Source organism: Pseudomonas capeferrum (assembly GCF_000731675.1).
GTDB classification, from domain to species: Bacteria; Pseudomonadota; Gammaproteobacteria; order Pseudomonadales; family Pseudomonadaceae; genus Aquipseudomonas; species Aquipseudomonas capeferrum.
The window spans coordinates 681,526-695,298 of sequence record NZ_JMIT01000001.1; the positions used below are offsets into that span (position 1 = coordinate 681,526).

Consider the following 13,773-nt stretch of genomic DNA (forward strand, 5'->3'; position numbering starts at 1 on the left):
GTGTGCCCGACTCGATATTGAGGCGGGTGCTGTTTGCTTCACCTCAATCTCATGCATGCACCAAGGCTGGCAGTGGAAATGTAACTGACAGCACTGGCCGGAGTTAGACAGTGGGAGCGGGCTTGCCCCGCGAAGCGCCGCGCGGGCGGCGCTCGATATCCGCCCCCCTGAAGAAACCAAGACAGGCACCGCTAGCCTCAATACCCTCCCAGGCGATCCTCAAAACTCAGCAATACACCCCAGATCAGTCAACCGCCCCCCCCCGCGCGCCCCTCGGTGACAGGTGAATCCCGGCGATCATACAGCGCACCGAGCCGCCGGCCATTTCAATGGTCGGTACATCCAGCGGCACCAGCCGCGCCGAACGCTCGATGCGTTGACGCTGCTCACCGGTAAGGCTGTCGAACGCTTTGCGCGAGAGCGCCAGAATCCGACCATCGCTGCCCGACAGCTCGATGGCGTTACCTGCAAACTGGCTGATCTGCTGGTTGCTCAGGTCGATGACATCCCGGCCCGACTCGATCAGCCGCATGCGCACCTCTAGTGCGCGGGCGCGGTTGGTGAACGTGCCAAAGCCGACCAGGGCAAACTCGGTGGCTACGCACATCAGCACGTTGGTGTGATAGATCGGCGTGCCGTGCTCGTCTGCCGTGTCGAACACCATGGGCTCGAAGTTGAAGTGGGTGCTGAAACGCTCGAGGGCGATCGGGTCGGCGCGGTTGGAGCGTGCGGTATAGGCAACCCTGGACAGATGGTCGAACACCATCGCCCCGGTGCCCTCCAGAAACAGCTCGTCCTGCTCCAGGCCGGAATAGTCGATCACATCCTGCACGCGGTACTCATGCTTGAGCATTTCGATGACGTCCGCGCGGCGCTCGCGCCGACGGTTGCGCGAGTACATCGAGTAGATCGCGACATGGCCACCCGGGTGGGTAGAGAACCAGTTGTTGGGGAACACCGAGTCCGGCGTGTTCTGCTCGCCGAAGTCATCGAACAGGTGCACCCGCACACCCTCTGCTTCGAGCCTGCCTGCTGCCTGGGTAACCTCGTCGCGCGCCACATTGGCCAAGGCCTGGGCGGTGATGTCGGGGTGGGTGCTCTGGAACGAATTGTCTGCTGCTGTTTCCGGGTTGGGGGTGAAGGCGTGCGGCCTGACCATGACCACGGCCGCAGGTGCTTGAATGGAACGCGTTGGAAATGCCATCTGGAATACCGAGAGTAGGAGAGTTATGCAACGCGTCGGATACGGCTTTTTGCAGCGCGGCCGCGGGTGTGGCTGAACAGGTCTTTAGGGTCTTCGTCCACCCACGGTACCAGGTCTATCTTCGAACCCATGCCGCGCTTCTCGGCTTGCTGTAGTACGTACCGTAGTACAGTGTAATCTTCCAGCGCGAAGCCTACTGAGTCGAACACTGTCACCTGGCTTTCACTTTGCCGGCCTTCGGTTTCACCGCGCAGTACACGCCACAAGTCAACGACCGGGAAGTCGGCGGGCAACTGCTGGATGTCACCTTCGATGCGGGTTTGCGGTTCGTACTCGACGAACACGCGCGCGTTGCGCAGTACGTCGGCATGCAGTTCGGTCTTGCCTGGGCAGTCGCCGCCTACCGCATTCAAGTGCATGCCAGGTTCGAGCATCTCGGGGGTGATGATGGTTGCGTAGGCCTTGTCGGCGGTCACGGTGGTGATGATGTCGGCACCTTTGACCGCTTCTGCCACCGAGCCGGCTTTGCGAATGCTCAGGCCCGTGTATTCCTTGAGGTTGGCAATCAGTTTGGCGGTGGCCAGCGGGTCGGTGTCGTAGGCGACGATTTCTTCGATCCCCAGGTGCTTATGGAAGGCCAGCGCCTGGAATTCGCTTTGCGCGCCATTGCCGATCAGCGCCATTTTCTTCGAGTTTGGCCGGGCCAGTGCCTGTGCGGCCATCAGCGAGGTTGCGGCGGTGCGCAGGGCAGTGGCGATGGTCAGTTCCGACAGTAACACCGGGTACCCCGTCGCCACATCGGCCAGCACGCCAAATGCCATGACCGTATGCAGGTCTTTGGCAGTGTTGGCCGGGTGCCCGTTGACGTATTTGAAGGCATATCGATGTGTGTCCGCGACTGGCATCAATTCGATAACGCCGACGTCCGAATGGCTGGCAACGCGTGCGGACTTATCAAAGTCCTGCCAGCGTTTAAAGTCTTCGCGCAGGGCGGCGGCCAGTTCACCCATGAACGGCGCTACGCCAATGTCATGCACCAAGTCGGACATGGTTGGAACATCAATGAAATACGTCATGCTCTTGCACCTTATTGTGGGCGTTCTCACCCGTTGCCGCAGGGTGAACGCTTACGATTGTTGAGGGGTTGCCAGCACGACAATTTTGATGAAAGGTTGCGTCAAATTGAAGAGAGCAGGTTGCCAGTTTCGTCAACTTTCTAGACAATCTGTTACCCCAGAATAACAATCTGATTACTTGGCAGGCACCATGGACACTGTAGATCGGGAACTGATCGCGCTATTGCGTGATAATGCGCGCACGCCCATCCTGACCCTGGCGAAGAAGCTCAAGGTCGCCCGGGCAACGGTGCAAAACCGCATCACCAAGCTTGAAGAACAAGGGGTAATCATCGGTTATACGATACGCCTGAGGTCTGATGCCCTGGACCAGGGCGTGCGGGCGATTACCAGCATCGGCATCAGTGGCCATCACGCGGCGGAGGTCAAGCACGCGCTACGCGGGCATCCCAATGTCGTGGCCATCCACACCACCAATGGCCGCTGGGACCTGATGGCCGAGCTGCGGGCCGACACCCTCGAAGCCTTCGACCGGGCGCTGAACACCATCCGCTCGATACCGCACATCGAAAACACCGAGACCAGCATTTTGCTCTCCACCTACAAGATGTGATCAGGTCGATAACCCAATTGGGTAGCGGCGTAGAGCAAACTGTCACCCGGGCTTTTCACTGTGCACCATATCCCATTTCGTGTGCGCACTCTGTAGCGTTCCGATTGACCTTATCGGCTGGCAAAATGAAACAGCTTCAGCGCCATGTATTTCACGTTCAACACTGTCTTGCCAGGCATCTCCCCGAATAATGGGCGTGCACTTGTGGTGGGCTTTCAATCACTCTCAGGCCTGATGAAAAGTTCATCTGGGCGTGCTTATCCATCTGCATTAATACCCCTACCTCCTGACGCTTGCTATCACAAGGCGTTTGCACTTTCGTGCCAACTAACGGCCGCAGTGGCGAGGGCGAGGGTTTTACAGAAAAAGAATAAGAGGTCAACTATGCATCCAACGTGCAACTCGCAAGACGCGACTCCGGAGGCTGGCCGCACACTGAAACGACGGCTGGAAAACAGGCATATTCAGCTCATTTCGATCAGTGGCGCGATCGGTACCGGGCTGTTCATGGGGTCGGGCAAGATTATCGCGCTATCAGGCACCTCGATCATTCTGGTGTACGCCATCATCGGCTTTTTCGTGTTCTGCATCATGCGTGCGATGGGTGAGATGCTGCTCGCCAACCTGCACATGGAGTCGTTCGCAGACCTGGTGCATAACTACCTGGGGCCGCGTGCCGGTTACATCCTCAGTTGGTCATACTGGCTCAGCTGGGTGGTGGCGGCGGTGGGCGATGTGGTGGTGGTGGCAGGTTTCTTCCAGTACTGGTACCCCGGCGTGCCCACCTGGCTACCGGCTTTTACCACGATGTTCCTGCTGCTGGGCCTGAACATGCTTGCCGTGAAGGCCTTCGGCGAAGTCGAGTTCTGGTTCGGGCTGATCAAGATCGTTGCGATCGTGTTGCTGGTGGTGACGGGGCTGGTGATGGTCGCCACGTCGTACACCACCCCAGGCGGGGTCACAGCCTCCTTCAGCCACCTGGTGGCGCCCGGTGTGGTCATGCCCCACGGCATTCTCGGCTTCCTTGCCGGGTTCCAGATCGCGATCTTCTCGTTTGTCGGCACCGAACTGATCGGTACGGCGGCAGCCGAGGCCAAGGACCCCGAAAGGACCCTGCCCAAGGCGATCAACACCATTCCGGTGCGTATCCTGCTGTTCTACATCTGTTCGCTGGTGTGCATCATCAGTGTGGTCTCGTGGGCCAACGTGCCTGCCAATCGCAGCCCATTCGTCGAGCTGTTCCTGCTCGGCGGCCTGCCGGCTGCTGCCGGGATCATCAACTTTGTCGTGCTGACCTCTGCGGCCTCGTCCGCCAACAGCGGTGTGTACTCGGGGTCGCGGATGCTCTATGGCCTGGCGCATCAACAGCAGGCACCCACGGCATTCGGGCGCCTGTCCGGGTCGGGTACGCCGGTCAGGGCGTTGATGTTCTCGGGGGTGTGCATGGCGATTGCGCTGACGCTGCTGTTCGTGATCCCCGAGGTCATGACCGTGTTCACCCTGGTATCGACCATTTCTGCGGTGATGATCATCGTTACCTGGTCGTTGATTCTGATGTCCTACTTCGCCTACCGCCGTCAGAACCCCAAGGCACATGAGCAGTCTAGGTTCAAGCTGCCGGGTGGCAAGACGACGGCGGCCATGGCGCAGCTGTTTCTGATCTTCGTGTTGTGCCTGCTGGCCCTGGAGCCTGATACGCGTACGGCGCTGTATGTCATGCCGCTGTGGTATATCGGTTTGCTGCTGGCCTACCGGCGACGGGTCAAGGTGTGTGCCCGCCAGATGGCTGCCACGGTGTCCTGAAACCCCAGGCATCGGCGAGCGGGCCTCAGCGTTGGCGCTCGGCCACCGCCCGCAGGGTGCGCAGGGTAACCACCGGCGCATCCACCACGAAGCGGTTGGCCAGCCAGCCGGGCACATCCCCGGCAGGGTCTGCCTTGAGCTGGTAGGTAACCTCGGTTTGCCGTTCACCCAGCGGTTTCATCACCCATTCGCCCGTGAGGCGCTGCACGCGTATCAGCCCGGCCACCTCGGGGACCTTGCCGGGGTCGGCGCGCAGGTGGCGCAACAGGGTGCCATCGTCGCGCAGTTCGGTGGTGACCTTGAGCACGATATCCCGCGGCATCGTCGGCCACGGCAGGTCGGTGGTCAGGTACACCCAGGTACTGTCGCCGTCGACCTCCAGCAGGCGCATTTCGGCACAGGCGTACAGCCATTTGCATGCCACCCGCAGGTTTTCCTGCAGGTCGGTGAGCGTGCGCACGCTGGCCTTCATGGTGCTGACACCGCGAAATTGCTGGTAAGGGGAGCCGGCAGCGGCACTGAGGTAGACGCGGATGCCTTCTCTGTCGTAGGCCAGGTTCCAGTCGTCGGCTGCCTGAGCAGCGCCGGACAGCGCCAGCAACAGGGCGGCAAGCAGGCGATAGCGGTTCATGATGAGCACCGCGCAGGGCAGGGGTGATCAGTATGAGCGGCAAACAGAAAGCCCGCCAGGTGGCGGGCTTCGGACCATCAGCCTGGGCTCAACGCTGTGGGTTGAGGGTCAGGTGCACGTGGCGGTTGACGTCCTTGTACAGCAGGTAGCTGAAGTTGCCTGGGCCACCGGCGTAGCAGGCTTGCGGGCAGAAGGCGCGCAGCCACATGAAGTCGCCGGCTTCGACTTCGACCCAGTCCTGGTTCAGGCGATACACCGCCTTGCCTTCCAGCACATACAGGCCGTGCTCCATGACGTGGGTTTCAGCGAACGGAATGACGCCGCCTGGCTGGAAGGTCACGATGTTGACGTGCATGTCGTGGCGCATGTCGGCCATGTCGACGAAGCGGGTGGTGATCCAGCGGCCTTCGGTACCCGGCATTTCAATGACAGTGGCATTGTCGCGGTGGGTGACGAAGGACTCTGGCAGGTCCAGGCCTTCAACCTTCTGGTAGTGCTTGCGCAGCCAGTGGAAGGTGACGTTGGCCCTGCTGTGGTTGCGCAGGCTCCACTCGGCGCCTGGGGCGATGAAGGCGTAGCCGCCCTGGGTCAGGGTGTGGTGCTTGCCTTCCAGGGTGATGTCGAGCTCACCCTCGACCACGAACACCACGGCTTCGGCGTTGGGGTCCAGTTCCGGGCGCTCGCTGCCGCCTTCCGGGGCAACTTCGACGATGTACTGCGAGAAGGTCTCGGCAAAGCCGGTCAGCGGGCGGGCGATGACCCACATGCGCATCTTGTCCCAGAACGGCAGGTGGCTGGTGACGATGTCACGCATCACGCCCTTGGGGATGACGGCATAGGCTTCGGTGAACATGGCACGGTCAGTCAGCAGCTCGGTTTGAGCCGGGTGCCCACCGTGGGGGGCGAAGTAGGAATGATTCGACATGGACGATCTCGACTTGTTGTTCTCTCCCCGTGCCGTGAACCGCACCGGCCGGTGCGGCGCAGGGGATGTGCCGACAGAATAGGGTCGAGCGCGTGCCATCTACAAATTAAATGTTGGAATACCCGGTATTTGCCGGCTGAATGCTAACCTGGCGCCCTGCATGTTGCTCCGGCAGGCGGTTGCCCTGGCCGAACAGCTTGTGGCGCAAGGTGCCGTCCTGGTAGTGCAGGGGGTAGCGGCCGCGACGTTGCAGCTCGGGTATCAGCAGCTCGACCACATTGGCCAGGTCATCAGGTTGCACGGCGTAGGTGAGGTTGAACCCGTCGATGCCGGTCTCGTCCAGCCAGCTTTCCAACTGATCGGCAATATCACTGGCTGCGCCCACCAGCACCGGGCCGCGGCCCCCCAGGCCAACGAACTCGGCGGCCTCGCGCACGGTCCAGCGGCGGTTGGGGTCGGCCGCGGTGAAGGCGGCCAGGGCCGCGCGGCCGGCATCGTTCTCGACATATTCGATGGGGGCATCCGGGTCGAGGCCGGCGAAGTCGATGCCGGTCCAGCCCGACAGCAGGGCCAGGGCGGCGTCCAGGTCAACGTAGCCACGGTACTCGGCGAAGCGCGCTTCGGCTTCTTCACGGGTGGGGGCGACGATCAGCAGGGCCTGGGCGTAGATCAGTACCTCGTCGCGGCCACGCCCGGCAGCCTCGCTGGCCTGGCGGATGCCGTCGGCATAGCGGCGCAGCACCGTGGCCGTAGGCCCGCTGATGAACACGCACTCGGCATGTTGCGCGGCGAACTGCTGGCCGCGTGCCGAGGCCCCCGCCTGGAACAGCACCGGCGTGCGCTGCGGCGAGGGCTGGCACAGGTGCATGCCAGGCACCTGGAAGTGCTCGCCGGCATGGCTGATCGGGTGTACCCGGGCAGGATCGATGTAGCGGCCGCTGTCACGCTCAAGCACCACCGCATCGTCGTCCCAGCTTTTTTCCCACAGTTTGTACAGCACCTGCAGGTACTCCTCGGCCAGGTCGTAACGCTGGTCGTGGCCAAGCTGGCGAGCCAGGCCCAGGTTGCGCGCGGCGCTGTCCAGGTAGCCGGTGACAATGTTCCAGCCGACTCGGCCATTGCTCAGGTGGTCAAGCGTGGACATGCGCCGGGCAAAGGGGTAGGGGTGCTCGTAGGTCAGTGAGAAGGTCACGCCAAAGCCCAGGTGCTCGGTGACCCCGGCCATGGCCGGAACCAGCAGCAGTGGGTCGTTGACCGGCACCTGCACGCCGCCGCGCAGGGCTGCTTCGGGGCCACCCTGATAGACGTCGTAGATGCCCAGCACATCGGCGATGAACAGCGCATCGAACAGGCCGCGCTCCAGCAGGCGGGCCAGGTCGGTCCAGTAGTCCAGGCGGTTGAAAGCCACGCTGGTGTTACGCGGGTGGCGCCACAGGCCAGGGGACTGGTGGCTGGCGGCGTTCATGCTGAAGGCGTTGAAGCGGATGGGACGGGGCATGGCGATCAGTCTCCGGTCACGGCAGCACGGAAGCCGGGTAGACCGCATCGGCTACCTGCAACTTGCGCGGAATCAGGCCCAGGCCCTGGAAGGTGTCGGCCAGCTTCTGCTGTTCGGCGACGATCTGCGGGGTAATGGCGACGGCGTTGTAGTTACGGCGTTCGCTGGCCACTTGCAGCACGTCGGCCTTGATCCCCAACTGCGGCGCCAGCAGCGCGGCGACTTGCGCAGGCTCGGCGTTGGCCCATTGGCTGACCTTGCCCAGTTCGGCGAAGAAGGCCTTGAGCAGCGGGCGGTGCTGGTCGGCGAACGCAGCAGTGGAAAGGTAGAACGTGCGGTTGTTGGTCAGGCCGCTGCCGTCGCGCAAGTTCTTGAGCCCTGGCTGGCTTTCTGCCGCCGCGAGGAACGGGTCCCACAGGGTCACGGCCTGGACGCTGCCTGATTGCAGGGCCGCCACTGCGTCGGCGGCATTATTGACGTAGGCGGGGGTGATGTCCTGGTAGCTCAGGCCGGCTTGTTCCAGCGCGACGGCCAGCAGGTACTGGGCGTTCCAGCCGCGGCCGGTGGCTACCCGCTTGCCTTTGAGGTCCTGCACGCTGGTGAGGTGGTCTTGCTCGCGTACCACCAGGCCGATACCGCGTGGGTAGGGTTGTTCGGCGGCCAGGTAGACCACCGGTTTACCGGCGGCCTGGGCAAATACTGACGGGGCGTCAGCGGCGTGGCCGAGGTCGATGGCGCCGGTGCTCAGGGCTTCGAGCAATTGCGGGCCTGCGGCGAACTCGTGCCAGCTGACGGTCACGCCTTGCGGGGCGAGGGCTTTCTCCAGGGCGCCGCTGCCTTTGAGAATATTGATGCTGTTGAACTTCTGGTAACCGATACGCAGGGTCTTGGCGTCTTCGGCCAGGGCATTGGACCAAGGCAACAGGGCGCTGGCGACACTGGCCAGCAGGCCGCCGATTAGCAGGCGACGCAGGGGCGAGAAGGCACGGACGGGCATGAGGCGTATTCCTTGAATGGGGTGGCAATCGATGCGCCCAGACTAAGGAGGTGGCGTTTGGCTTTCAATTTGTTTATTCCATTTAGTTAGAATGTTTAGTTATTTTTATATCCTTTTTGTAATTCATGATTCAGCACCCGTTACACGGCAAATAGCAGTGTGCCATGACCTTTTTTTCACATCTTCTTGCTAGGATCCCCGCACTCTCGAGGAGCCCTTTTTCATGCCGCACATCCTGCGCAAACGCAGCACCCGCATCGCCCTGACCGCCACCGCCAGCCTGCTCGCTGCCACGCTGGGCTTCTTCGCCTGGCAGAGTTTTTACCCCGTCCAGGCTGCCAGCGGTTGGGATGTCGAGGTGTTGCACCGCGACGTGACCAAGGCTGCGTCGTTGTTGCCGCAGGCCGACGGCAGCCTGCTGGTCAGCCGCGAGCTGGACGACGGCCGTGGCAGCATCCTCAAGATTACTGCCCAGGGTGACCGCGTGGTGGTGATCGACAACCTGTCCAAGCCCGACGGCATGGTCGCGGCCGAGGGCGGCTGGGTCTTCAGCCAGGAGGGTGGCCTTGCGCCGGTCAGCCTGTCTCGCGACGGCCAGGTCACCCACCTGTTCGACGGCGAGAGCGTGCAAGGGTTGTGGAACGATGGCGATCACCTCTATGCGATCGAAGACCGCAAGGGCAATGGGCGGTTGATGCGCTATGACTGGCGCAGCGGCCAGCTGGATGTGCTGCGCACAGGGCTCAGCGAAACCGAAGGCCTGACCCGCTGCAACGATGGCCGCCTGCTGTATACCGAGAAAGCCAACGGCAAGGTTCGCGCATTGTCCGAGGACGGCCAGGACCCGGTGGTGGTCGATGGCCTGCGCAACCCGACCTTCCTGTTTTGCGACCAGCGCGGCTTGTGGATCAGCGAAGACAACACGCACCGCGCCCGCCTGCTGCGCATCGATGCCGATGGCACGCGCCAGACGGTGCTGTCGTTCCTCAAGGCGCCCCAGGCAATCGTTGCCGATGGCAAAGGTGGTTACCTGCTTGCCGAAGGCGGGCGTAACCGCGTACTGCACCTGGCCCCTCCGGTAGAGCGCAATACCGCGCAGCGCGACTGAGGGCTCAGTTTGGCAGGCGCGGTTTGCGCCCTGGCAGCAGGCCCAGCACCAGCAGGCAGCCGACCAGCACCACCGCGCCGCCCGCCAGTTGCAGCAGGCTCAAGGCTTCGTCGAGGAACAGCGCGCCCACCAGTACCGCGACCAACGTCACCACGAACTCGACACTGAGGGCACGGGTGGCGCCGATGCGCGCCACCAGGCCGAAATACAGCACGTACGTGGTGGCGCTCATGACCGCGCCGCTGATCATCAAGTACAGCCAGTCGCTGGCTTGCGGCACGCTGGGCACCGGCACCACCCACAGCAGGGGCAGGGTCAGCAGGCCGCCGGCCAGGAAGGCGCCGCCGGTGACGGTCCACGGGTCCTGGCCACGCAGGTGCAGGCTGGCGTAGTTGCTGCCGAACGCGGCGCTCAAGGCACCGAACAGCGAAGCGATGCAGCCGTGGATGAACACGTCGCTGACCGGCTGGGCCGGAAACCCCACCAGCATGGCGATACCGACGAAGCCCAGAAGCAGGCCCGCCAGGCCCTGCAAGGTGATTTTCTCCAGCCCCCAGACACGGCCGATGATCATCGAGAACAGTGGGATGGTGGCCACGAAGATCGCCGCCATGGCCGTACCGATCCGCGGGGTGGCATAGGACATGCCGATCAACTGCCCGGCCACGGTGGTAGCGCCGATCACCAGCAGTGGTTTCAACAGCGGGCGCAGGCGCAGGGTGCGCCCGAGCAAGGCGGCCAGAATCGCCAGGGTACTGCCGGCAATCAGCGCCCGCAGGCTGACCGCGCCGACCCAGCCGAAGGCGTGCACCACCTTGAGCAGGACCAGAAAGGAAAATCCCCAGGCAATGGCCAGAAACAGGTAGGCGGCAAAGTCACGCGGTTGCATGGGGCAGGGTCCGTCCAGGGCAGAGGAACGCAGGCTAGCGGGTTGCGGGGCGTGACTTCAAGCGCCGTCGGCGGTTTGCCTGTAACGCCGTTTCGTGGCTACCCGACCAACAGCGTGCTTCCCTGCATGGCCGCGCTCACGGATAATCACCGTATTCCAATAAACAGCCTGTGAGTGGGTATGAGTGATTCCGTAGTCAGCCTCGGCCAGCCTGAGATCGAAGGGGGGCGCAAGTCGCGCAAGAACAACCCCGAGAAAACGCGCGAGGATATCCTTCAGGCCGCCATCAACGAGTTCGTCCAGCAGGGCCTGGCCGGCGCGCGCGTCGATGCCATCGCCGAGCGCACCGCCACCTCCAAACGCATGATCTACTACTACTTCGGCAGCAAGGAGCAGTTGTACGTCGAGTGCCTGGTCAAACTCTACGGTGATATCCGCAAGACCGAACAAAGCCTGGACCTGGAGTCGCTGCCGGCCGAGCAGGCGATCCGCCGTCTGGTGGAGTTCACCTTCGATCACCACGACCGCAATGTCGATTTCGTGCGCATCATCTGCACCGAGAACATTCACTACGGCGAGTACGTCAAACAGTCGCCGGTCATTCGCGAAATGAGCAGCCTGGTGCTCGAAGCCCTTGGCAGTACCCTGCGCCGGGGCGAGCAGGAAGGCGTGTTCCGTGCCGGTATCGAGGTCATCGACCTGCACATGCTGATGAGCTCGTTCTGTTTCTACCGGGTGTCGAACCGCCACACCTTCGGCGAGATCTTCCAGATAGACCTCGCCGACGAAGCCATCAAGCAGCGCCACAAGACCATGATCGGTGACGCGGTCATTCGCTACATCCGCGCCTGAGCGGTGTCATTCGCCCAGCCGTTGCTCGCGTGACGGCGGGTAGCCGAAGTATGCGGCGTAGCACTTGCTGAAGTGCGACACCGAAACGAACCCGCAGGCCACTGCCACGTCCATCACCGACAGGTCGGAGTACTGCAGCAGGCGGCGGCTCTTGGTGATGCGCAATTCCATGTAGTAGCGCCGCGGCGAGGTGCCCAGTTGGGCCTGGAACAAGCGGTCGATCTGGCGCCGCGAGCGCCCACTGTAGGCGGCCAGCTGATCGAGGCTGAGGGTTTCTTCGAGGTTGTTCTCCATCAGCTCGACGATGGTGCGCATGTGCAGGCTCATGGACTTTTTCGCCCCCGGGCCGACCTGGCGATAGCGCGCGCCCGAGAACGACAGGATTTCTTCGACGCCTTCGGCCAGGCCGTCGCCGTAGAGCCTGCGAACCAGGCCGAGCATCAGCTCCATGGCGCCATTGGGGCTGGCGGCGCTGAGGCGGTCACGGTCGAGGGTGAAACTGGCCGGGGTGATGCGGGTTTGCGGGCTGCGCTCCGAGAGGCTGGCGCGTTGCTCGGGGTGGATGCTGCAGCCATAGTCATCCAGCACGCCCGCGCGGCCGAGGAACCAGGCGCCGTTCCACAGGCCGCCCAGGGCCATGCCGTGGGCTGCGCAGTCGTGCAGCAGTCGGTCGAGTTCAGGGTACCTGAGCGGCGTGCGCAGGCCGCCGCAGATGATCAGCAGGTCCAGCTCGCGCAGTGCTTCGGCCGACAGGTCGCTGGCCACCAACTCCAGCCCCAGGTCGCTCAACACCCGGTCACCGTCCAGCGACAGCGGGGTGAACTGGAAGCTGTCGGTGCGCAGCAGGTTGGCGGTGACCAGCACATCCATGGCCACGGTGAAGCTGGCCATGGAGAAGTGTTCCAGCAATACGAAGTCGACCCGATAGGGCGCTTGGGCATTTGCGGTGGTGGACTTGAGCCGCAGCATGTTGCTGGTGCTGGTCTTTTTGCTGAACTGACGTGGGGTGGGCACTCTGGACTCCGCTTCCTGGCTGGCCTGGGGAGTGTGCTCGGTGGCAGGGGGAAAGACAATCTCCGGGGTGGGGGTGTCGTATTTGAGGTCGTGTTCAGGCAATTGGGCGGGGGGAGTGCATGGCTTGAATTTTCCAGCGCCTATGAGATCGAGCGCCGCCCGCGCGGTGCTTCGCGGGGCAAGCCCGCTCCCACTGTCCACCTCCGGCCAGTTTTGTCAGTGAGATCTCCACTGCAAGCCTTGGTGCATGGCATGAGCTTAAGGGGATCCGAACGATGCACCGGCTCGATATCGAGTCGAACATACGAGGCGGACAGTGAAGATGTCACAGGCATAATTGGCCGAAGGTAGACAGTGGGAGCGGGCTTGCCCCGCGAAGCGCCGCGCGGGCGGCGCTCGATCTCATAGGCGCCGAAACCCTGACGGCGTACCTTCTAACCAAATTGAACCCTCAGCGCCTGCCACAGCCCAACGCATTACACGCCAATGGGAGAGCGCTCATGGAAATCGGAACGATCTGGATCATCCTCGCAGCCGTCGTGATTCTTCTGGAAATCTGGGCCATCTGGCACATCATCGGCAGTGACCGGCGCGCCGAGCGCAAGATGCTATGGGTCGTATTCGTGGTCTATGCACCGTTGCCAGGCTTGCTGTTCTGGGCTTGGCGCGGGCCGCGCGCAGTGAAGGGCAGGGCGGTATTGCAGGAAAAGTAATAGCCAGAGCATCAGGCGCGGGGGCGCCTGATGCGGCCACCGTCAACGCCTCAGGGCAGGATGCTGAACCGGATGGCCTGGCCCAGGCCATCCACCATCAAGCAGCCGTGAAACCTGACGCGCGACAGCACACGCAAGCTCTTGAGCTCTTCGTGGATGCGGTCGCGTATCTGCTTCTCGGCCTCGTCGATCCGGTCCGCCGTCGTCGCATGGTAGAGGTGAACCACACCCAACAACGTGGTTTCAATGTGCTCAACGGTATCCCAGCCGATTTTGCGCAGATGCAGGCGTGCGCTCGCGGCTTCGTCCTCATCGCCTTCATGCCGTGGGTTGATGGTGTAGGCGAGTTGAAAATGATGCTTGGTCATTGTCGCTTTCCTTGTTGCAGGCTGGCCTCCGTGCCGGGTCTTGCAATCTAGCGGCTGACAGACCTCGCTGAAAACACACACG

General features: G+C 62.7%; 14 protein-coding genes. 5 read left to right on the forward strand and 9 right to left on the reverse strand.

The window, feature by feature from the left end; genetic code table 11:
• Positions 1–244: 244 nt before the first annotated feature.
• Together ctlX and PC358_RS03205 are read right to left on the reverse strand one after the other, a co-directional pair.
• Positions 245–1,204: a citrulline utilization hydrolase CtlX gene (gene ctlX / locus PC358_RS03200; protein WP_050506042.1), complete on the reverse strand. Its 960-nt coding sequence runs from the start codon at positions 1,202–1,204 to the stop codon at positions 245–247.
• A 23-nt stretch (positions 1,205–1,227) separates the two neighbouring features.
• Positions 1,228–2,280 (reverse strand): ornithine cyclodeaminase, encoded by a 1,053-nt coding sequence (locus tag PC358_RS03205; protein WP_033697481.1) that lies wholly within the window; start codon positions 2,278–2,280, stop codon positions 1,228–1,230.
• Positions 2,281–2,470: 190 nt separating this feature from the next.
• Between PC358_RS03205 and PC358_RS03210 the strand changes: the two genes are divergently transcribed.
• Both PC358_RS03210 and PC358_RS03215 read left to right on the forward strand, forming a co-directional pair.
• Positions 2,471–2,893: an Lrp/AsnC family transcriptional regulator gene (locus PC358_RS03210; RefSeq protein ID WP_033697484.1), complete on the forward strand. Its 423-nt coding sequence runs from the start codon at positions 2,471–2,473 to the stop codon at positions 2,891–2,893.
• Positions 2,894–3,277: 384 nt separating this feature from the next.
• On the forward strand, positions 3,278–4,696 hold the full coding sequence (locus tag PC358_RS03215; RefSeq protein WP_033697486.1) for an amino acid permease: 1,419 nt from the start codon (positions 3,278–3,280) through the stop codon (positions 4,694–4,696).
• A 25-nt stretch (positions 4,697–4,721) separates the two neighbouring features.
• Here the strand turns inward: PC358_RS03215 and PC358_RS03220 are convergent, their stop codons facing one another.
• The 4 genes from PC358_RS03220 to PC358_RS03235 form a co-directional block, all read right to left on the reverse strand.
• Positions 4,722–5,327 carry an START domain-containing protein gene (locus PC358_RS03220; RefSeq protein ID WP_033697488.1) on the reverse strand — a complete coding sequence of 202 codons (606 nt, stop codon included), beginning with the start codon at positions 5,325–5,327 and terminating at the stop codon, positions 4,722–4,724.
• Between the two features lie 88 nt (positions 5,328–5,415).
• Positions 5,416–6,252 carry a bifunctional allantoicase/(S)-ureidoglycine aminohydrolase gene (locus PC358_RS03225; RefSeq protein ID WP_033697490.1) on the reverse strand — a complete coding sequence of 279 codons (837 nt, stop codon included), beginning with the start codon at positions 6,250–6,252 and terminating at the stop codon, positions 5,416–5,418.
• A gap of 106 nt (positions 6,253–6,358) precedes the next feature.
• Complete coding sequence (locus PC358_RS03230) at positions 6,359–7,750, reverse strand: LLM class flavin-dependent oxidoreductase (protein ID WP_033697492.1); 1,392 nt, start codon at positions 7,748–7,750, stop codon at positions 6,359–6,361.
• 16 nt (positions 7,751–7,766) lie between these two features.
• A complete protein-coding gene (locus PC358_RS03235; RefSeq protein ID WP_033697494.1) occupies positions 7,767–8,747 on the reverse strand; it encodes an aliphatic sulfonate ABC transporter substrate-binding protein in 981 nt (326 codons plus the stop codon).
• A gap of 223 nt (positions 8,748–8,970) precedes the next feature.
• Here PC358_RS03235 and PC358_RS03240 point away from each other — a divergent pair, with 223 nt between their 5' ends.
• Entirely contained in the window at positions 8,971–9,855 is an 885-nt protein-coding gene (locus tag PC358_RS03240) for an NHL repeat-containing protein (protein WP_033697495.1), read from the forward strand.
• A 4-nt stretch (positions 9,856–9,859) separates the two neighbouring features.
• Here the strand turns inward: PC358_RS03240 and PC358_RS03245 are convergent, their stop codons facing one another.
• A complete protein-coding gene (locus PC358_RS03245) occupies positions 9,860–10,744 on the reverse strand; it encodes a DMT family transporter (RefSeq protein WP_033697496.1) in 885 nt (294 codons plus the stop codon).
• Positions 10,745–10,924: 180 nt separating this feature from the next.
• Between PC358_RS03245 and PC358_RS03250 the strand changes: the two genes are divergently transcribed.
• A complete protein-coding gene (locus PC358_RS03250) occupies positions 10,925–11,596 on the forward strand; it encodes a TetR/AcrR family transcriptional regulator (RefSeq protein WP_033697497.1) in 672 nt (223 codons plus the stop codon).
• 6 nt (positions 11,597–11,602) lie between these two features.
• Here PC358_RS03250 and PC358_RS03255 read toward each other — a convergent pair whose 3' ends face one another.
• The gene (locus tag PC358_RS03255) at positions 11,603–12,610 is read right to left on the reverse strand and encodes a GlxA family transcriptional regulator (RefSeq protein ID WP_033697498.1); all 1,008 of its coding nucleotides are present in this window, start codon (positions 12,608–12,610) and stop codon (positions 11,603–11,605) included.
• A 500-nt stretch (positions 12,611–13,110) separates the two neighbouring features.
• On the opposite strand from PC358_RS03255, the gene PC358_RS03260 reads away from it, so the two are divergent.
• Positions 13,111–13,323 carry a PLDc N-terminal domain-containing protein gene (locus PC358_RS03260; protein WP_033697499.1) on the forward strand — a complete coding sequence of 71 codons (213 nt, stop codon included), beginning with the start codon at positions 13,111–13,113 and terminating at the stop codon, positions 13,321–13,323.
• 50 nt (positions 13,324–13,373) lie between these two features.
• On the opposite strand, the gene PC358_RS03265 is transcribed toward PC358_RS03260, so the two are convergent.
• Entirely contained in the window at positions 13,374–13,691 is a 318-nt protein-coding gene (locus tag PC358_RS03265) for a hypothetical protein (protein ID WP_033697500.1), read from the reverse strand.
• Between the last annotated feature and the right edge of the window lie 82 nt (positions 13,692–13,773).